We start from the raw sequence: 20,747 nt of genomic DNA, 5'->3' as shown, positions 1-20,747 counted from the left end.
GGTTTAAAATTTTTATTAACTTCGTGTCTTAACATAAACTTATATCATGAAAAAAAACTATTTATTTATCGCATTAGCCATTGTTGGCTTTATTTCATTCTCATTTATTACTAAATCTGACAAAAGTGGTCAGGTAGAGTATAAGGTTGTAACTGTTGTAGAATCTATAGTACCTAATGGTTTGGGTCGTTCTAGAATGATATCTGCAAATGAAACTAAAGACTACAAAGAATTTACAACTGTGCGCTCTGATGATAAAGATTCTGATGAAAAAAACAAATCTAAAAGAAATGAAATCAGAGTTAAAAATTATGACGAAACTAAGCTATTAAATTTTTATAATTTAGGTGGAATTAGATTTCAAAATATAGCTGCCAACGATGCAGTTATGACTTCAAAAGTTAACGATATGGTTGCTCAAGGATGGGAATTAGCTTTTATAAATACTGGTGTTGAAAGTGAAGGTGGAAAAGGCGATGGCAAAGGTATTTTTATTACCAGATACACGTTTAAAAGAACACTTTAAAACACAAAAAAACCTCTTAAATTTAAGAGGCTTTTTTTTTTATATTAAAAATTAAAATTATCCTTTTATAATTTTTTCTTGATGATTAATTGATTCTTGGTGAATTGCCTTAAACATTTTTAAGATAAACTCTTCACTTAGACCTTTAGACTCACCTTCTAAAACCATTTTTCCTAAAATCTCGTTCCAACGTTTGCTTTGTAAAACTGCAACGTTTTTCTCTTTTTTAAGACCTCCAATTCCGTCAGCAATTTTCATACGCTTACCTAAAGCTTCGATAATCTGATTATCTACAACATCAATTTGTGCTCTTAGGTTAGTTAACTCTTGATTGTATTCTGCTTCTGGATCAGACTCTTTTCTAATCTTTAAATCTACCATCATCTGGATTAATGATGTAGGTGTAACTTGCTGTGCAGCATCACTCCACGCGTTATCAGGATCTGTATGCGTTTCAATCATTAATCCATCAAAATTTAAATCTAATGCAGTTTGAGAGACATCAAAAACCATATCACGTTTTCCAGTAATATGCGACGGATCGTTTATTAACGGTAAATCAGGAAATCTGTTTTGAAACTCGATAGCAATTTGCCATTCCGGAATATTTCTATACTTCGTTTTTTCGTAAGTAGAAAATCCTCTATGGATAGCACCTAAGTTTTTAATACCTGCAGTATATAATCTTTCAATACCACCTAACCATAACGCTAAGTCTGGATTTACTGGATTTTTAACCAATACAATTTTATCTGTTCCAGCTAATGCATCTGCTAATTCTTGCATGATAAATGGACTAACTGTAGATCGTGCACCAATCCATAGTAAATCAACATCATTTTCGATAGCCAATTTTACGTGTGCAGCATTAGCAACTTCAGTACAGGTTTTCATACCTGTTTCTTCTTTAACTTTTTTAAGCCAATTTAAACCTAAAGCACCAACACCCTCAAACATTCCTGGTCTTGTACGAGGTTTCCATATACCTGCTCTAAAATAGCTAACATCAGTATCTTTTAGCTCGTGTGCTATTTTTAATACTTGCTCTTCTGTCTCTGCACTACATGGTCCAGCGATTACTAATGGATGATCTAACTTCATGTCATCCAACCAGTTTCTCATTTCTTTTTTATTTTCCATAATCTTCTAATCTAAAGCCTCAAAATTATTTAGAATTTTAGAGGTATTACTATTTATTGTATTCCGTTTAATATTTGTTTTATGTAATTAGTGTCTTTCATTTCGTTAAAAACACCTTCAAAATCATCATTTTCTATCAGTTTTTTAAACTGTGTTAAATTAGCAATGTAATCGTCTAACGTTTCGACTACATTAGTTTTATTCTGTTTAAAAATTGGTGTCCACATAGCAGGACTACTTTTGGCTAATCTTACAGTACTTTCAAACCCTGAACCTGCCATATCAAATATATCACGCTCATTCTTTTCTTTTTCAATAACCGTTTTACCTAGCATAAACGCACTAATGTGTGATAAATGCGATACGTAAGCAATATGCTTGTCGTGCGATTCGGGATTCATGTAACGCATGCGCATCCCAATATCTGTAAATAAACTAACCGCTTTTTCTTGTAATTTAAAAGCTGTTTTTTCTACTTCGCAAATAATATTTGTTTTTTGATTAAACAGATTTCTGATTGCTGCTTTTGGTCCAGAAAACTCCGTTCCTGCAATAGGATGCATTGCTAAAAAATTACGTCGTCTTTTATGATTTTCTACAACTTTACATATGTCTGACTTAGTCGAACCAACATCTGCAACTAACGTGAAATCTGATATTTTATCTAAAACTTGAGGCAAAACAATTACTGAAGCATCCACAGGAATAGCTAACACAACTAAATCTGCCTTATCTAAATCCTCCAAAACTGCTTTATGGTCTATAACACCCAGCTCCAAAGCTTGATTTAAGTGGTCTTCAGAATTATCTATACCGTAAACTGAAACTTCTGGACGCTTATTTTTTATATCCAAAGCCAAGCTACCACCAATTAATCCTACACCAATTATGTATATATTTTGTATCATACTCTTGCTATTGCTTCTTCTATTTGGTCAGTCGTTGCACATAACGAAAATCTTACATATCCTTCGCCTTGTGTTCCAAAAACCGTTCCTGGTGTTATAAATAGGCTTTTATCGTGTAACAATGTATCTATAAATGTTTCTGATTTATAACCTTCTGGTGTTTTTGCCCAAACGAATAAACCTGAGGCATTTTTATCATACGTACAGTTTAATTTATCTGCCAATTGCCATACTAATTTACGACGTGTTTTATACACTTTGTTTAAATTATCAAACCAATCTTGTGAGCTCTCTAGTGCTGCAATTGCGCCTTTTTGAATGCCATAAAACATACCAGAATCCATATTGCTTTTCACTTTTAAAACTGCATTAATATGGTCTTGACTTCCTAACACCATACCTACTCTCCAACCAGCCATATTAAAAGTTTTGCTAAGTGAGTTTAACTCTAAACACACCTCTTTTGCGCCTTCTATGTTTAAAATACTTATCGGATTATCGTTTAAAATAAAGCTATAAGGGTTGTCATTTACTAGCAATATATCATGCTTTTTAGCAAAATCTACTAACTTTTTTAAATCTGCTTTTTTAGCCTTTGCTCCTGTTGGCATATGTGGATAACTGATCCACATTAGTTTAACTTTACTTAAATCTAAAGTTTTAATCTCGTCTAAATTAGGTAGCCAATTATTGCATTCATCTAAATTATAAGCGATAGGATTAGCTTGCACTAATTTAGTCACAGCTGCATATGTAGGATAGCCTGGATTAGGAATCAAGACACTATCACCTTCATTTAAAAAAGCCATAGAAATATGCATAATCCCTTCTTTACTTCCCATTAATGGTAACACTTCTGTATCTGGATTAATCTGTGTTTGATATTGTTTTTTATAAAATTCTGAAATAGCTTGTCTAAACTCTGGCAAGCCCTGATAACTTTGATATTTATGTGCATTAATATCTAATAAACCTGCTGTTAACGCTGCAACAACTTGGCTTGATGGTTGTAAATCTGGACTTCCAATTCCTAAATTAATTATAGGTTTTCCTGCTGCTTTTAAAGCATTGACTTCCTTTAATTTTTTAGAAAAGTAGTATTCCTCTACACTATGTAATCTGTTAGCTACTTTCATTATATTTTCGCATTTTTATATTGACCTATAACTTTAAAATGGGTGGCCATAATATCCATTATAGATTTTGCTTTTTTGAAATCTTGATAATCTTGAAAGGTTACATCCACAAAAAAGGCATACTTCCAAGGAGTTTCAATGATTGGCAAAGATTGTATTTTTGTTAAGTTTAATTTGCAATCACTCATGACATTTAAAATGGTTGCTAAACTTCCTCTTTTATGGTCTAATTCAAATTTTATAGACGCTTTATTAATTTCCGCTTCAGCGATTTCAGAATTATCTTGTTTTACAATAACAAAACGGGTTTCGTTATGCTTAATAGTCTGGATGCTTTTTGCTAAAATATCTAGCTCAAATATCTGCGCAGCTAAAGTACTTGCAATAGCTCCTGTATTTTTTAATTGTTTATTATGGATACGTTCCGCAACCTCAGCAGTATCCTTATCTTCTATAAGTTTAATATGAGGATATTGCTTAAAAAAGGCTTTACATTGCAACAAAGCCATAGGATGAGAATATACTTCTGTAATGTCCTCAATCTTTTGATTTGGCAAAGCCATTAAGTTGTGTTGAATATCTAAATAATACTCTCCTACTACGTGTAAATTATTAGTATCAATTAGCGCATAATTAGGTATAATGGAGCCTGCAATTGAGTTTTCAATAGCCATTATTGCTGCATCTGTCTGTTTATTAAGGACACTTTCCACTGTTTGGTCAAAAGACAAAAACGGAACAATACTAACATTAGTCTGAAAATAATTTTGAGACACAATGTGATGAAATGATCCTTTAATACCTTGTATAGCTACTGATTTTATCAATTTATTATTCTTTTTTAATTGAGTTATCCTATTTGTTTTGTGTAATCCTGACTTATTAAAACAAAAAAAAGTCTCGATATATATCGAGACTTTTTTAAAAAATATATGTTGCTAAATTACATATACAGCGTCTCGTTCCTTTTGTTAAAAAAGAAATAATACCAGCTAAAATATGTATTGTTTATTGTGCTCATGTTTATAATAATATTGCTAAAGTAACTAATAAAATGATATAACAAAACACTAAGCACCTATTTTTGTGGTTTTTAGTAAAGATTTAAAGATTTACTAATAATCTATGGTTTAAATTACAGAATGTCTATTTTTGAGTAAAGATTATAAACATGTCAATTAAAGTAGAAAACATAACTAAGGTTTATGGCTCGCAGAAGGCTTTAAACAATATTTCTTTTGAAATTAATCGTCCCGAAATTGTCGGTTTTTTAGGTCCTAATGGCGCAGGAAAATCTACAATGATGAAAATCTTAACAACCTACATCAATCCTACATCAGGCGATGCGGAAGTTAATGGACATCATATTTTAACTGACACAAAAAATGTTCAAAAAAGTGTTGGCTATTTACCAGAACACAACCCTTTATATTTAGAACAATATGTAAGAGAATATTTAAGCTTTAACGCTAATGTCTATAATGTTGACAAATCGCGTATTGAAGAGGTTATTACGCTTACTGGATTAACACCTGAGGCACATAAAACTATTGGACAACTATCCAAAGGTTACAGACAACGTGTTGGTTTAGCAAACGCCTTACTACATAATCCTGAGGTTTTAATCTTAGACGAACCTACGACAGGTCTGGATCCTAATCAATTAATTGACATTAGAAATCTAATTAAAAATTTAGGAAAAGATAAAACTGTATTTTTATCTACACACATTATGCAAGAAGTTGAAGCCATGTGCGATCGTGTTATTATTATTAATAACGGTGAAATTGTTGCCAACAAAAAACTAAAAGAATTGCGCGATGGACAGCAACAAATTGTTATTGTGGAATTTGATTATAGAATTGAAGAAGCTTTTTTATTAAAATTACCTAATGCAAAACATGTTAAAAACATCCACGATTTTACTTACGAAATCACGTTTGGAACGTCAGAAGATATGCGTAGCCATGTCTTTGATTTTGCTCATGATAACGAATTAAAGATTTTACAACTTAATCAAAAAAACGCAAGTCTAGAAAGTCTATTTAGAGAACTAACAAGTTAGTTACTCAAAAATTACTTGTCCATCAAATTGTTGCGAAATTGTAACTGTTGGTGGTGTATTAACAGCGATAACATCTCCTGTACTAACCAAACTAGCTATTAAGCTAAGTTGCGGATTTACTATAATATCATTTGTACCACGATGATAAATAGTTACGTTTTGAGCTATTAAATAGCGTCCTTCAAAACGCCCATTACCAGACGCATGATTAACTCTTAAATTCTCTGTTGTACCAGAGATTATATTTGTAGTTATATTATTAATTACCACTACTAAATCGGTACAATTAACTTCCATATTAAAAACACCTACATTATAATAATCTCCAGAATCATCTTCAGAATACAATTTTAAATCTGGAAAATTTAAAACACCAATACTATGCACGTCTAAATTACTACTGTTTCTAACTTCTGTCACGTTAGGTGTGGTAACATATATTTTAGTAATCCCATAATCCCTTGTTAAATTACAACCGTTATTGTCCTTTAAAATCAATCGTCCGTTTTCCACATAGACATCAACATCGTTTGCTAAGTTTTCTCCAGTTTCTAAAACTACTTTTTGCGTCAGACCTTGTTCTATAAATAATTCGATATTTTCATATACCGTAATCTTGGTAAACCCATCTACAGCAATTTCTTGTTGTACGATATCTCCCGAATTTTGAAAACAATCTGGTGCGTTTTCAGAATCACAACTAAATAGAACTATTACTGATAGTATGTATATTATTTTTTTCATCTTATAATCTTATTCCTATTCCTAATTCTACTGCTTCTGCTTTGGCACCATGAGACTTAAGGGTTAAAGCTCCATAAATTTTATCTCCAAAATAGCGTTTTAAACCTACTCTATTATAAACACGACCTTCAAAATCAAATGGGTAATACACATAATAACCTAGTTGTGTAATTAATGATGTTTTACTAATAAATAACTCATGACCTACAAAAACACCTACACGTTTATAATCTTCGTCTCCAGAGACATTATCTAAAGGAAAGGCAACTGATTTATATCTAATATGAGTTTTTAAAAAATTAGAGAAAAAGACATCTGTTCCTAATTGTATGGCACTTTTTTTATTTAAACGCTTATCTGCATATGCAGAAACAATGTAAAAAACGTATTGTCCAGAATCTATAATATCACTTTCGTTAACACCTGTTCTGAAAGCAAAATTATACTTTACTTTTTCTGTAAATGCTTCGTCAATATGCTTGATATATTCTGGTGAATTATTTGAATCTAAACGATAATTAACTCCTAAATTTAATGTAATACTATTTATAGAGCTGTTTGGCGCTTTAATGTTAGCGTTTGAATAATGGATTAAAGATAAACCAGTTTGTAATCCAAATCCTTGAAAAATATTTTCTTTTTTATAATTAAGCATCACATAAGTACTGCTTAACAAGCGTGTACCAAATGCATTATTACGGTAATTATCTACCTTATCATACGGATTAGAATTGTATGCTAAGCCTTGACCGATTCTGAATACTAAGTTTCGTTTTAAAAAGTAAAAATTATAATGTGCATAGACACCAAGGTTATTGCCTAACGTTTCATTTTTAAAATCCTGATAAATAATTGACGCTCCATAATCTGGATAGTTATATCTGCTTTCCCAAGCATTTTGACCAAATGTCTTTTTATTATAACTTAAAATAAAACCAGTTGGGTGTCCTTTTATTAAATGTGAAATATCACTGTTATGCTCTGTTATATTTCCATAGAAAAAATTAGCATCTAAGGTAAACGGATTTTTTTCTTGTTGTGCTGTAGCTAAAAAGACACAACATAAAAATAAACAACTAAAATAAGACTTCATTAACACTGTAATTAAGTCGCAAAAGTAATTAAATTATAAACAGCGTTAATGCATATTACTAATCAAATAAGGTAGAAGACAAATAACGGTCACCTCTGTCGCAAATAATTGCAACGACAACGCCTTGATTTAAAGTTTCGATTAATTTTATAGCGGTTGCTACAGACCCACCACTACTCATACCTGCTAAGATACCTTCTTCCTTTGCTAATCGTTTAGTCATTGCTGTTGCTTCTTCTTGACTAACTTCGATAACTTGATCAACTTTAGATGGATTAAAAATACTTGGTACGTAATCTGGAGACCATTTACGGATGCCTGGTATACTAGATCCATCGGCTGGTTGCGCACCTATTATTTGAATGTCTTTATTTTGTTCTTTTAAAAATGTTGAAGTCCCCATAATGGTTCCTGTAGTACCCATTGCAGATACAAAGTGCGTCACTTCTCCTTTTGTATCTTTCCAAATTTCTGGACCTGTGGTTTTATAATGCGCTTTCCAGTTGTCGTTATTTTCAAATTGATTTAACAATAAATAACCTTTTTCATCTCTCATTTTAAAAGCAACATCTCTTGAGCCTTCAATACCACGTTGGGCATCTGTTAAAACAACCTCTGCTCCATAAGCTCGCATTGTTTTGACACGCTCGATAGTGGAGTTTTCTGGCATTACTAAAGAAATATTAATCCCAAATAAACTGGCTACATAAGCCAAAGCTATACCAGTGTTACCACTTGTAGCTTCTACTATATGTCCTCCTTTTTTTATGTCGCCACGTTTTACAGCTTCGGCAATCATATTATAAGCAGGTCTATCTTTTACACTTCCTCCTGGATTATCACCTTCTAGTTTTAAAAGCAACTTAACGTTAGGTTTTGATACTAAATTGGTGGCTTCTACTAATGGTGTGTTACCTATTTGTTTTAAAATACTCATTTGCTGTATTTATTGGTGATTTTAATATCTGATTTGTAAGTGACTAAAGATTGTTCTGGAATAGATTTAGTGATCCATACATTAGCTCCAATTACAGATCCTTCTCCAATAATAACGTCACCTCCTAATATAGTGGCATTGGCATAAATGGTAACATTATCCTTAATTGTTGGGTGCCTTTTAGTGTTTTCTAAAGCTTTTTCGACTTTAATACCACCAAGAGTTACTCCTTGATAAATAATTACATTGTTATATATAATTGCTGTTTCTCCAATAACAACTCCTGTAGCATGATCTATAAAAAATGAGTCTCCAATTGTAGCACCAGGATGTATATCTGCTCCAGTTATACCATGCGCATATTCCGATATCATACGTGGTAAAACAGGCACATCTAATTGCCATAAAATATGACTTAATCTATACATTGCTATAGCGTAAAATCCAGGGTAAGCTAAATAAACTTCTTTAACACTTTTTGCTGCAGGATCATTATTATAAGCAGCTTCTGCATCCAATTGTAATTTTGGTTTTAAAGCTTTAACTCCTGTTTTAAACTGATCCCATTTTGTATTACAAACTCCGCAATCTAATGCCTGAGAAACATAAAAAAAGGCATCTTTAATATTTTTAAAAAGCTGTTCCTGTTGGTCAGAAGTCTCTAACGCACAATAAAACAACTCTTTTGCTAAGTCTTCTACTTTCTCTTTAAACCTAAATGGAATTTGTAACGTCTCCTGCATAACCTGTTTTTATTTGAGGCTATAAAGTTACTTCTAATTTTAGACTATTTAGCGTATTTATAATAGGAGTTTAATTATTTAAAATAATAGCAATTACTTAGATAATACCATTGCATTTGTTTAATAATTACTATTGTATAAATCCTGCACCTACCGTATTATTAGATTTACTATCTATAATAATAAAAGAACCATTTGTCCTATGGTCTTTAAATGCATCATAAAATATAGGCTTATTTAATTTAAAAGTCACTGATGCAATATCATTCATGTTCAACACCTGTGCAGACTGATCAATCCCAGAATAATCAGGATTTATTTTATGATGAATAGTATCCACTTTTGCTAATACTTTGTTGACACCATGTTGTATAACATACTTATTACCTGAGGCTAAATTTTGAGAATCCATCCAAGAAATGGTCGCTGTAAATTGTTTATCAATAACAGGTAAATCATTGGCTTTAACAATCATGTCTCCTCTACTAATATTTACATCATCATCTAAAGTAATTAATACCGACGAGCGTCTTGATGCAGTTTGTACTTTTTGATTATAAAAATGAATCTCTTTAATCTTGGATTTAGTCTGAGAAGGAAGAATAACAACCTCATCTCCAACACTTAATTCACCTCCATAAACCTTACCTGCATAACCTCTAAAATCGTGAAATTCTTCGGTTTTAGGACGAATAACATATTGCACAGGAAACCTAGGTGTACCTGTATTTAATACATCTTTTTGATTAATATTTTCCAAATGCTCCAATAATGTTTCACCAGTATACCAAGGTGTATTTTCTGATTTATTAACAACATTATCACCTTTTAAAGCACTTACTGGAATAAATTTAATGTTTTGGTCTTGATAGTCTCGTTTGCTCATCAAAACTTCAAATTCAGATTTTATCTCATTGTATCTCTCTTCAGAAAAATCAACTAAATCCATCTTATTTATAGCTACAATAACGGTCTTAATTCGTAATAAATTATTTATAAAAAAATGACGATTGGTCTGCTCAATCACTCCTTTTCTTGCATCTATTAAAACAATAGCTGCTTGAGACGTTGACGCACCAGTGACCATATTTCTAGTATACTCAACATGACCTGGAGTATCTGCAATGATGTAACTTTTGTTAACTGTAGAAAAATAAATATGAGCAACATCAATAGTGATTCCCTGTTCTCTCTCGGCAACTAAACCATCTGTAGCCAAAGAAAAATCTAAATAATCATAACCTAGTTGCTGACTTTTATTTTTTATAGCTTCTAATTTGTCTGAAGTAAGTGATTTTGTATCGTACAATAATCTTCCAATTAATGTGCTTTTTCCATCATCAACGCTACCTGCTGTTGCTATTTTTAATACGTCCATATTATATGTTTGACTTCAAAATGAAGTTTTTATTATTAAATTAAATATTACTTTTTCAAGGAATGAAAAGGCTTCTCTAAAAGTACCCTTGTTGTTTTCGTTTCTCCATTGCAGCTTCAGAACGCTTATCATCTATTCTAGCACCTCGCTCTGATATTGAAGAATCGCGAATCTCTTGTACTACACTAGATATATCTGAAGCTTCGGATAAGACAGCTGCTGTGCAACTCATATCTCCAACGGTTCTAAAACGTACAATTCTTTCAATCACTTCTTCATCTTCATCTCTATAAACAACGTCATCGTCAGCAGACCATATTAATCCATCTCTTAAAAAAGTAGCTCTTGTATGTGCAAAATAAATAGAAGGAATTTCAATTTTTTCTTCCTCTATATAGGACCAAACATCTAATTCCGTCCAATTGGAAATTGGAAATACACGTACATTTTGTCCCAATTCAATTTGTCCATTTAGCATGTCAAATAATTCGGGACGTTGATTTTTTTCGTCCCATTGTCCAAAATCATCTCTTACTGAAAAGATACGTTCTTTTGCTCTTGCTTTTTCCTCATCACGTCTGGCTCCTCCAATACACGCATCAAATTTAAACTCTTCAATAGCATCTAAAAGTGTTGTTGTTTGTAATTGGTTTCGGCTTGCGTATCGTCCAGATTCTTCTTTAACTTTTCCTTGATCAATAGAATCCTGAACATTTCTCACTATTAATTCTAAACCTAATTCTTTGACCAAACGGTCTCTAAAGGCTATAGTTTCAGGAAAATTATGACCTGTGTCTATATGCATTAATGGAAACGGAATCTTAGCAGGATAAAATGCCTTTTGAGCTAATCTTACTAATGTTATAGAGTCTTTTCCTCCAGAAAACAGTAAAACTGGTTTTTCAAATTGTGCTGCCACTTCTCTAAAAATATAAATAGCTTCGTTTTCTAACGGATTTATTTGTGAGGTATTTTTCATTATTTTATTTATCATTTATGCGTGTAAACCGCATTCTCTATTACCTAAAACTTTAGTTGGATCAAAGTATTTAAACTCGTTTGGTAGTTGATGTTTTTCAAGATATGCATCAAGGCTTTCATCTGTAAAATTATAAAATGGACTAACTTTAATTACTCCATTTTTATCCACAGATACAACATCAATACTATCTCTAAAAGCAGTTTGACCTTTACGCAAATTAGTAAACCAAACATCTGGTTTATGCTCTAAAAATGCTCTAGTAAATGGCTCTAGCTTAACTTGTTCTGTAAATAGTTTATGATTAGGATCATTTACATCAGGAATACCTAAAACTACATCACGATGTGCAACAGTCTGTTTTGGGACATATAGTTTTACGTTTAAATTTAGGGTATTAATAACCGACTCGGCATGTTTATAGGTATTAGGCGTATTATATCCTGTGTCGCACCAAATTACCTTTATATCCTTTTTTTGATTGGATACTAAATGTAATATTGCAGCTTCATAAGGTCTAAAATTAGTAGTAACCAAAGGGTTTTTGGCAATACCAATAGCCCAATTGACAATCTCCTGTGGTGTTTTATCTTTTAATTTTTGGTTAATACTATCTATATCTATTTGTATCATTTTCCTAATTTAATTTTGTTCCAAGCACGTTCATGAAAAAAGTAAAGTAACATTTTAGAAAAAAACTCTATAAAACTAATACTTAAAGCCATTTGTAAAGTGCCAGTAATAAAATAGGTAATTACTAAAGTATCTAACGTACCAATAACTCTCCAACTTATTGTTTTAAGGATGCTTCTATTAATGTTCTCTTCGGATGACTTAGCTTCCTTCTTTTTGTTTTCTACTTTAAAAAACGCATCTAAAATCATATCTAAATTCAATTACTCTTTAATTCCTATCGGAATAGTAGATTAAATGCAAATGTATAGCTTGCAGCTTGTTTGCACAAATAAATTAAATAAAATCTGCTAAAGTCTTGTTGTTAAAAATTTTAAGAGAACTATCTCTAACCTCTTCCATTAAGTTATGGACAGCACAAATGGTTTCATCTGGACAATCGCTACAAGCCTCGTAAAAATTTAAACTTACGCAAGGCACCATTGCAATAGGTCCTTCTAAAATACGCATGACATCTGCCATACTAACACCTTTAGGCTCTTTTAAAAGGTAATAACCACCTGCTTTTCCTTTTTTAGAACCTAAAATCCCATTTTTTTTTAATGTAAGTAGGATTGTCTCTAAAAATTTTTGAGAAATATTTTCAGCCGAAGATATCGTACTAATTTGCACAGGACAACGTTGGTCCTTTTTAGCTAAGTGTACTAAAGCCTTAATTCCGTATTTTGTTTTCTTAGAAAGCATATTACAAAAGTAAGCGTTTTTTGTTATTAAAAAACAGCTTCGGCAATTGCTTTAATATTATCGCTTTTTCCCATCGAGTAGTAATGCAACATTGGTATGCCTGCTTTTTTAAGCTCTAAAGATTGCTGGATACACCACTCAATACCAACCTGTCTGACCTCAACATTAGTTTTACATTTAATAATACTTTTAATTAAAGCTTCTGGCAAATCAACATGAAAACGATGTGGAATAACATTTAACTGCTTTAAAGTTGATATTGGTTTTAAACCAGGAATAATCGGCACAGTAATCCCTTCGTTTCTGCATTTATCTACAAACTGAAAATACTTTTGATTATCAAAAAACATTTGTGTCACCACATATTCAGCACCATTTTTAATCTTCTTTTTTAAAAAATGAATATCACTTTCCAGACTTGGTGCTTCCATATGTTTTTCTGGGTATGCACCAACACCAACACAAAAATCCGTCGCACTACAATTAAGCAGTTGATCATCCAAATAATTAGCTTTATTTAAAGCTGTTATTTGTTTTACCAAATCACTAGCATACGCATGACCTTCTTTTTCTGGCGTAAAATAAGTTTCAGTTTTAACAGCATCACCACGCAATGCCATTACATTATCGATATTTAAAAAGTCTAAATCAATTAAAAAATTCTCAGTATCCTCTTTAGTAAAACCACCACATAAAATATGCGGAATGGCATCCACATTATATTTATTTTGGATTGCAGCACAAATTCCAACGGTTCCAGGACGCTTTTTAACCACTTGTTTTTTAAGCAATCCGTCACCCAAATCTTTGTAATGATACTCCTCACGATGGTAAGTGACATCAATAAAAGGCGGATTAAATGCCATTAAGGGATCAATATTATCAAAAATAGATTGGATATGTTGTCCTTTTAAAGGCGGTAAAATCTCGAACGAAAATTGCGTTTTCCCTTTACCTCTCGTTATATGTTCTGTTACTTTCATGTATTACCTATAATTATATCTCAATTACTTTTATAGCGTTACCACAAGGGTCGCGCTTTCCGTTATATCTTTTTACTTGTTCTCGATACAATACTCCTAACGTCGTATTACTCGAACTGACGTAAAAAGGATGCCACATCAATCGCTAACACACTAATCCGCTAAATTTGGGTTTAGCCATTTAGTAGCTTCTTCTATGCTAATATTTTTTCGTTTTGAATAATCCAATAATTGATCTTTCGTGATTTTTCCTAAGCCAAAATACTTAGCCTCAGGATTACCAAAATAATAACCACTTACACTTGCTGCAGGCCACATAGCAAGACTTTCGGTAAGTTTTACACCAATATTTTCTTCTATATTTAATAGCTTCCAAATGGTTTGTTTTTCTAAATGATCTGGACACGCAGGATAACCAGGAGCTGGACGGATTCCGTTATAATTTTCCTTAATTAATTCTTGGTTAGTTAAGCTTTCATCTTGTGCATAAGCCCAATGTTTTGTTCTTACTTCTTTGTGTAAATATTCCGCAAAAGCTTCGGCTAATCTATCTGCTAACGCTTTAATCATAATCGAATTATAATCATCATTATCGGCTTCAAACTGCTCTGCTAATTCTGCTGTACCAAAACCAGTAGACACGCAAAAAACACCAATATAATCTTGTATTCCTGTTTCTTTTGGAGCAATAAAATCTGCTAAGGCATGGTTAGGCACACCTTCTCTTTTCTTTAATTGTTGACGTAAGGTTAGGAATTTAATTTTATCTTCACTTGTAAGACCTCTCGACTGCGCTCGAGGTGACAAACTTACTTCAACGTCATCATCATTTATGGTATTAGCAGGAAACAACCCAAAGATGGCTTTTGCTTTTAATAGCTTTTCGTCAAAAATTCTTTTTAATAATTCTTGAGCGTCGATAAACAAATCTGTTGCTTGAGTACCAACCACGCTATCTGTTAAAATATCTGGATATTTACCATGCAAATCCCAACTTCTAAAAAATGGAGACCAATCTATAAACGCTTCTAATTTTGTAATATCAAAATCTTCGATTATTTGAATTCCTAATTGTTTTGGCTTTACAATTTTAGAGGTTTGCCAATCTATTTTATACTTTCTTTTTCTAGCCTCTTCAATACTTATGTAGTCTTTTTGTTTGGTTCTGTTTAAAAATTTTTCTCTAAACACATCGTATTCTTCTCTAATTTGCTCCTTATAAACAACATTATTTTTATTTAGTAATTCACCAACAACAGTTACAGCTCTTGAGGCATCATTAATATGTACCACAGCGTCTTTATAATGAGGTGCAATTTTAACCGACGTGTGTGCTTTAGACGTCGTTGCACCACCAATAATTAATGGTATATTTAGGTTTTGTTTTTCCATTTCTTTGGACACATAAACCATCTCGTCTAATGAAGGTGTAATTAAACCACTTAAGCCAATAATATCAACCTGTTCTTTTATAGCTGTTTCAATAATTTTTTCTGGTGGAACCATAACACCTAAATCTATAATCTGGTAATTATTACATCCTAAAACTACACTCACAATATTTTTACCAATATCATGTACATCTCCTTTTACAGTAGCCATTAAAATTTTTCCAGCAAAGGCTTGTTTTCCATCTTTTTCAGCCTCAATGAATGGTTGTAAATACGCTACAGCTTTTTTCATGACTCTAGCCGATTTTACTACTTGTGGCAAAAACATTTTTCCGCTTCCAAACAAATCTCCAACTACACTCATCCCAATCATTAAATGACCTTCAATAACTTCAATTGGTCGTGAAACAGATTGTCTTGCCTCTTCAACATCTTCAATTATAAACGTATCAATCCCTTTTACTAAAGCATGTGTAATCCTGCTTTGCAACTCGGTATTTCTCCATTCCTGAACCGTTTCTGTAGTTTCTTTTTTATTGCCTTTTACGGTTTCGGCAAACTCCAATAAACGCTCAGTAGCATCCTCACGTCTGTCAAACAAAACGTCTTCAACGCACTGTAATAATTCCTTATCAATTTCATCATAAATCTCCAACATCGTTGGGTTTACAATTCCTAAATTCATTCCGTTTTTTATGGCATGAAACAAAAACGAAGCATGCATAGCCTCACGCACAGTATTGTTTCCTCTAAAAGAAAAGGACACATTACTTACGCCACCAGACACATTAGCCAATGGTAAATTATGTCTAATCCACTTTGTAGCATTAAAAAAGTCTAATGCATTTTTACGATGTTCTTCCATTCCTGTTGCAACCGGAAAAATATTGGGATCAAAAATGATGTCTTGTGGAGGAAAATTGACAATATCAACCAATATTTTATAAGAACGTTCACAAATTTCAATACGACGCTTATACGTATCTGCTTGACCATTTTCATCAAAAGCCATTACAATTACAGCAGCTCCATAACGTTTTACTAGTTTAGCTTGACGAATAAACTCGGTTTCTCCTTCTTTTAAACTTATAGAATTTACAACAGATTTACCTTGAACCACCTTTAAACCAGCCTCAATAATTTCCCATTTAGAGCTATCAATCATTATAGGGATTCTGGAAATATCTGGCTCTGAAGCAATGAGATTTAAAAAAGTAGTCATCGCATAAACGCCATCCAACATACCTTCGTCCATGTTGACATCTAAAATTTGTGCACCACCTTCTACCTGATCTCTTGCTACAGCTAAAGCTTCGGTATACTTTTCTTCTTTTATTAAACGTAAAAACTTTCTAGAACCTGTAACATTGGTTCGCTCTCCTACGTTTATAAAATTACTTTCTGGAGTTACAATTAAGGGTTCTAAACCAGAAAGCGTTAAATATTTTTGACAGTCGCAGTCGTCCATTATGCTAGTTGTTTAATTTGTCTTGGTTTATAGCTTTTTACAACCTGAGCAATTGCTTTAATATGTTCTGGATTTGTCCCACAGCAACCACCAATAATATTAATTAAATCGTCTTTTAAATATCCTTCGATTAAGTTTTTCATTTCTTCTGGAGTTTGATCATATTCTCCAAAAGCATTTGGTAGTCCAGCATTTGGATGTGCAGACGTGTAAAAATCTGTTTGATTTGATAGACGTTTTAAATAAGGTTGTAATTGCTTTGCGCCTAATGCACAATTAAAGCCAACACTTAACAAAGGCACGTGAGAAATTGAGGCTAAAAAAGCCTCAACTGTTTGACCAGACAGTGTACGACCAGACGCATCTGTAATGGTACCAGAAACCATAATTGGAATGTCTATGTTTTTTTCTTCTTTTACTTCTTCAATTGCAAATAATGCTGCTTTTGCATTTAATGTGTCAAAAATAGTTTCGACTAACAATAAGTCTACTCCTCCAGCTATTAAGGCTTCTACTTGTTGTTTATAGGCAATACGTAAGTCATCAAATGTTACAGCTCTAAATTCTGGTCTGTTAACATCTGGACTTAGACTTGCAGTACGATTTGTAGGACCAATACTTCCTGCCACAAAACGTGGTTTTTCAGGGTTTTTATTAGTGAATTCCGTAGCAACATATTTAGCAATTTTAGCCGATTCAAAATTAAGTTCGTAAACCAAATCTTCCATCTTATAGTCTGCCATAGCGATGGTTGTTCCTGAAAATGTGTTGGTTTCAACTATATCTGCTCCAGCTTCAAAATACTTACGATGTACGTCTGCAATAGCATTGGGTTGGGTTAATGACAGTAAATCATTATTTCCTTTTAAAGATGTTGGATAGTCTTTAAAACGCTCGCCTCTAAAATCTTCTTCAGTAAAATTATAGCGTTGTAACATGGTACCCATTGCACCATCAAGCACTAAAATTCGCTTTTTAATGACTTCTGTAATACTACTCATACACACTTTTTTAATACAGTTTCAAATTTGTTTGTTAACACTTCTTTACTTTTAAAAATTGGGTTTAATAAGCTAGACAACTGATCAAATTCTATTAAAAAAGCATCATGACCATGAAGCGATTTAATCTCGCCAATAGTTACGTTTTGTTTGACTGATTTTAAATCAATATAAGTTTCCCAGTTTTCATCAGCCTTGAAAAACAAATCGCTATTAATTGTTATAATATGTACGTGACCTTTAATGACTGAAGCCACGTCTTTAAATGGTAATCGTCCTTTTGTTATATCAATAGTTTTTAGGATTTGATTCATTAATTTATAAGCTGACAAATGAAATCTACTATCCAACTGGTCTCCATGATAACTTAACCAACTTTGGACTTTAAATAAAGATTGTGAATTTTTACTACGAGAAAACTTTTTTGTCAAAGATTCTGGCGTACGATATAAAGTCATAGCGTGCATTCTGGCATCTTTTAAAGGCTGATTTGAATTGTTTAAGATTGCGTCCTGAATATGGCAATTTGCGGTAATCCAATCCGTCACTTTCCAATCTGTAGCAATTGGTATTACATGCTCTGCTAAGTTTGGTTTTAAAACAGCTAACTCCCAAGCTATTCCTCCTCCAACGGAACCTCCAATGATGGCATACAATTTATTAATTAATAAATGTTGCAGTCCTAAAGCAAAGATTTCGGCTATGTTTCTAGCTGTAAATTCCTGGTAATTATGTATCAGATTTTCTTCTAGATTATCATAACCATTACCTGGAACATTAAAAGCTAAAATGGTATAATGTAAGGTATCAATACATTTATTATCACCTATTAAATCATTCCACCATCCTTGATCTCCAACCACATTAGAATTACCAGTAAGTGCATGATTTACCAATATAATTGGTGCTGTATGTAATGGTCTGCCAAATAATTGGTAAGACAACTTAATATCTGATGTCTTACCATTATTGTTAACAAACTCAGGGATATTTATATATTTTAAATTCTCCATTTTACTTTAAACTATATTCTTTTTCAACAGCTATTTTTATTGGCGTTTTATTGGACAAATTATCTCTAACAGGACAACGTGCCTCAACAATCTCTAACCATTTTGCAAGTGTTTCTATACTTGCATCTGTTTTAGGGATTAGGTTTAGTTCTATTGTTTTAAAACCAGCACGCTCGTCTTGCGAGATTCCTAAGAATTTATTTGGATTGATCTGTCCTGAAACTTCGATATCAAGTTTTTCTATTTTAAAACCAAGCTCTTTTGCTACTAGGTGTCCAACTACATTTACGCAACCTGCAAAACCTGCTAAAATATACTCGACAGGGTTTGGACCTTGATCTGTTCCATTTAACGCATCTGGTTCGTCAACCACTAATTTAAATTGTCTTGCTTGTCCTATAAATTGAGTAGCAGAAGTACTATTTCCTGCTACTGTAAATTTTAAATCACTCATATTTCATTGCATTAGAAATAACCATCACACTTTAAAATGGCAACTAAAAAGTGTGAAGTTATTTCGGGTTAAATAATTAAAATTAAATTAAGTCTAAGCTAAAACGGTTTTGTTTACAACAGCAAAAGCCTCTTTTAAATCTGCTTTTAAATCGTCTATATTTTCTATTCCAACGGACAATCTGATTAAGTCTTTTGTAACTCCTGTGGCTTGTTGCGCTTCATCACTTAATTGTTGATGCGTTGTACTTGCAGGATGAATAATTAGTGATTTAGTGTCGCCAATATTAGCCAATAGTGAAAATAACTTAGTTGTATCTGCTATTTTTTTAGCCGATTCAAAACCACCTTCCACTCCAAATGTCACCACACCACTTTGTCCTTTAGGTAAATATTTTTTAGCTAACGTATTGTATTTACTAGTTTGTAACCCTGGATAATTTACCCAAGTTACTTCTGGCTGTTCTTGTAACCATTTAGCTAATTGTAAAGCATTTTGAGAGTGTTTTAAAATTCTTAATTCTAAGGTTTCTAATCCTTGAATAATCTGAAATGCATTAAAAGGACTTAAAGCGCCACCATAATCACGTAAACCTTCAATTCTTACCTTTGCAATAAATGCTGCTGGTCCAATAACATCACTATAGACTAAACCATGGTATCCAGCAGAAGGCTCTGTAAATTCTGGAAACTTACCATTAGTCCAGTCAAAAGTTCCTGCATCTATAATGATACCACCTAAAGAAGTTCCGTTACCTGTAATATATTTTGTTAGCGAATGGATGACTATATTTGCACCATATTCAATTGGATTTAACAAGTAAGGTGTCGCAACTGTATTATCCACAATTAATGGCACTTTATGGGCTTTTGCATGTTTAGAAATAGCCTCTAAATCCAATACATCCAATTTTGGATTACCCAAAGACTCTACAAATACAGCTCTTGTATTTTCTTGAGCTGCTTTACTAAAATTTTCTGGATCAGAAGGATCTACAAATGTGGTTGTAATACCATGTCTTGGTAAGGTTACGCTTAATAGATTATAGGTACCACCATACAAACTACTAGAAGCCACAATATGATCTCCTGCTTTTAATAAGGTTAATAATGTTGTAGAAATGGCAGCTGTTCCGGAAGCAGTTGCTACTGCTGCAATACCACCTTCTAGAGCTGCAATACGTTGTTCTAAAACATCGTTTGTTGGATTATTTAAACGTGTATAAATAAATCCAGGGACAGACAGGTTAAAGCGTCCTGCTGCGTCATCCGAATCGTCAAAAACGTATGAAGTAGTTTGATAAATAGGAACTGCTCTTGTCCCTCCTGTTTTAGCAGTGTCATGTCCTGCGTGTAATGCTTGTGTTGCAAATTTTTGAGTACTCATTTTTCTAATTTTTGAGTTAATAAAT

21 protein-coding genes are annotated in these 20,747 nt (G+C 32.6%); 2 read left to right on the top strand and 19 right to left on the bottom strand.

Annotation, left to right across the window (positions count from 1 at the left end; genetic code table 11):
* Positions 1 to 46: 46 nt before the first annotated feature.
* The gene (locus tag JM82_RS15715; RefSeq protein ID WP_145006260.1) at positions 47 to 526 is read left to right on the top strand and encodes a hypothetical protein; all 480 of its coding nucleotides are present in this window, start codon (positions 47 to 49) and stop codon (positions 524 to 526) included.
* A 57-nt stretch (positions 527 to 583) separates the two neighbouring features.
* Here JM82_RS15715 and JM82_RS15710 read toward each other — a convergent pair whose 3' ends face one another.
* The 4 genes from JM82_RS15710 to JM82_RS15695 are packed head-to-tail and all read right to left on the bottom strand — an operon-like array spanning position 584 to position 4,537.
* Positions 584 to 1,666 (bottom strand): bifunctional 3-deoxy-7-phosphoheptulonate synthase/chorismate mutase type II, encoded by a 1,083-nt coding sequence (locus tag JM82_RS15710; protein ID WP_145006257.1) that lies wholly within the window; start codon positions 1,664 to 1,666, stop codon positions 584 to 586.
* 53 nt (positions 1,667 to 1,719) lie between these two features.
* The gene (locus tag JM82_RS15705) at positions 1,720 to 2,571 is read right to left on the bottom strand and encodes a prephenate dehydrogenase (protein WP_145006845.1); all 852 of its coding nucleotides are present in this window, start codon (positions 2,569 to 2,571) and stop codon (positions 1,720 to 1,722) included.
* Complete coding sequence (locus JM82_RS15700) at positions 2,571 to 3,713, bottom strand: pyridoxal phosphate-dependent aminotransferase (RefSeq protein ID WP_145006254.1); 1,143 nt, start codon at positions 3,711 to 3,713, stop codon at positions 2,571 to 2,573. Before JM82_RS15700 ends, JM82_RS15705 begins: the two co-directional genes overlap by 1 nt.
* On the bottom strand, positions 3,710 to 4,537 hold the full coding sequence (locus tag JM82_RS15695; RefSeq protein WP_145006251.1) for a prephenate dehydratase: 828 nt from the start codon (positions 4,535 to 4,537) through the stop codon (positions 3,710 to 3,712). Before JM82_RS15695 ends, JM82_RS15700 begins: the two co-directional genes overlap by 4 nt.
* Before the next feature lie 344 nt (positions 4,538 to 4,881).
* Here JM82_RS15695 and gldA point away from each other — a divergent pair, with 344 nt between their 5' ends.
* Positions 4,882 to 5,775, top strand: coding sequence for a gliding motility-associated ABC transporter ATP-binding subunit GldA (gene gldA, locus JM82_RS15690; protein WP_145006248.1), 894 nt, complete (start codon positions 4,882 to 4,884; stop codon positions 5,773 to 5,775).
* Here gldA and JM82_RS15685 read toward each other — a convergent pair whose 3' ends face one another.
* The 15 genes from JM82_RS15685 to JM82_RS15615 form a co-directional block, all read right to left on the bottom strand.
* The gene (locus JM82_RS15685; RefSeq protein ID WP_145006244.1) at positions 5,776 to 6,519 is read right to left on the bottom strand and encodes a head GIN domain-containing protein; all 744 of its coding nucleotides are present in this window, start codon (positions 6,517 to 6,519) and stop codon (positions 5,776 to 5,778) included. It lies immediately after the preceding gene.
* Between the two features lies 1 nt (position 6,520).
* Complete coding sequence (locus JM82_RS15680; RefSeq protein WP_145006241.1) at positions 6,521 to 7,612, bottom strand: acyloxyacyl hydrolase; 1,092 nt, start codon at positions 7,610 to 7,612, stop codon at positions 6,521 to 6,523.
* Between the two features lie 58 nt (positions 7,613 to 7,670).
* Positions 7,671 to 8,549 carry a cysteine synthase CysM gene (gene cysM / locus JM82_RS15675; protein WP_186439232.1) on the bottom strand — a complete coding sequence of 293 codons (879 nt, stop codon included), beginning with the start codon at positions 8,547 to 8,549 and terminating at the stop codon, positions 7,671 to 7,673.
* A complete protein-coding gene (gene epsC, locus JM82_RS15670; RefSeq protein WP_145006234.1) occupies positions 8,546 to 9,292 on the bottom strand; it encodes a serine O-acetyltransferase EpsC in 747 nt (248 codons plus the stop codon). Before epsC ends, cysM begins: the two co-directional genes overlap by 4 nt.
* Positions 9,293 to 9,422: 130 nt before the next feature.
* On the bottom strand, positions 9,423 to 10,670 hold the full coding sequence (locus tag JM82_RS15665; RefSeq protein WP_145006231.1) for a sulfate adenylyltransferase subunit 1: 1,248 nt from the start codon (positions 10,668 to 10,670) through the stop codon (positions 9,423 to 9,425).
* Positions 10,671 to 10,746: 76 nt separating this feature from the next.
* Entirely contained in the window at positions 10,747 to 11,649 is a 903-nt protein-coding gene (gene cysD, locus JM82_RS15660) for a sulfate adenylyltransferase subunit CysD (RefSeq protein ID WP_261375470.1), read from the bottom strand.
* Positions 11,650 to 11,664: 15 nt separating this feature from the next.
* Entirely contained in the window at positions 11,665 to 12,282 is a 618-nt protein-coding gene (locus JM82_RS15655; protein WP_145006226.1) for a phosphoadenosine phosphosulfate reductase family protein, read from the bottom strand.
* Positions 12,279 to 12,545 (bottom strand): DUF2061 domain-containing protein, encoded by a 267-nt coding sequence (locus JM82_RS15650; RefSeq protein WP_315897461.1) that lies wholly within the window; start codon positions 12,543 to 12,545, stop codon positions 12,279 to 12,281. Before JM82_RS15650 ends, JM82_RS15655 begins: the two co-directional genes overlap by 4 nt.
* A gap of 73 nt (positions 12,546 to 12,618) precedes the next feature.
* Positions 12,619 to 13,026: an RrF2 family transcriptional regulator gene (locus JM82_RS15645; RefSeq protein ID WP_145006221.1), complete on the bottom strand. Its 408-nt coding sequence runs from the start codon at positions 13,024 to 13,026 to the stop codon at positions 12,619 to 12,621.
* 26 nt (positions 13,027 to 13,052) lie between these two features.
* On the bottom strand, positions 13,053 to 14,009 hold the full coding sequence (gene metF / locus JM82_RS15640) for a methylenetetrahydrofolate reductase [NAD(P)H] (protein ID WP_145006218.1): 957 nt from the start codon (positions 14,007 to 14,009) through the stop codon (positions 13,053 to 13,055).
* Positions 14,010 to 14,162: 153 nt separating this feature from the next.
* Positions 14,163 to 16,868, bottom strand: coding sequence for a methionine synthase (gene metH, locus JM82_RS15635; protein ID WP_145006213.1), 2,706 nt, complete (start codon positions 16,866 to 16,868; stop codon positions 14,163 to 14,165).
* Positions 16,868 to 17,869 carry a homocysteine S-methyltransferase family protein gene (locus tag JM82_RS15630; RefSeq protein ID WP_145006210.1) on the bottom strand — a complete coding sequence of 334 codons (1,002 nt, stop codon included), beginning with the start codon at positions 17,867 to 17,869 and terminating at the stop codon, positions 16,868 to 16,870. The genes metH and JM82_RS15630 overlap by 1 nt, the downstream gene beginning before the upstream one ends.
* Positions 17,866 to 18,882, bottom strand: a complete 1,017-nt coding sequence (locus JM82_RS15625) for an alpha/beta fold hydrolase (protein WP_145006207.1) — start codon at positions 18,880 to 18,882, stop codon at positions 17,866 to 17,868. The genes JM82_RS15630 and JM82_RS15625 overlap by 4 nt, the downstream gene beginning before the upstream one ends.
* Before the next feature lies 1 nt (position 18,883).
* Positions 18,884 to 19,336, bottom strand: a complete 453-nt coding sequence (locus JM82_RS15620) for an OsmC family protein (protein ID WP_145006205.1) — start codon at positions 19,334 to 19,336, stop codon at positions 18,884 to 18,886.
* Between the two features lie 93 nt (positions 19,337 to 19,429).
* Positions 19,430 to 20,722 (bottom strand): O-acetylhomoserine aminocarboxypropyltransferase/cysteine synthase family protein, encoded by a 1,293-nt coding sequence (locus JM82_RS15615; protein ID WP_145006202.1) that lies wholly within the window; start codon positions 20,720 to 20,722, stop codon positions 19,430 to 19,432.
* Between the last annotated feature and the right edge of the window lie 25 nt (positions 20,723 to 20,747).

The organism is Olleya sp. Hel_I_94, assembly GCF_007827365.1.
In the GTDB taxonomy this organism is placed as follows: domain Bacteria; phylum Bacteroidota; class Bacteroidia; order Flavobacteriales; family Flavobacteriaceae; genus Olleya.
This window is presented reverse-complemented; position numbering and strand designations above follow the sequence as displayed.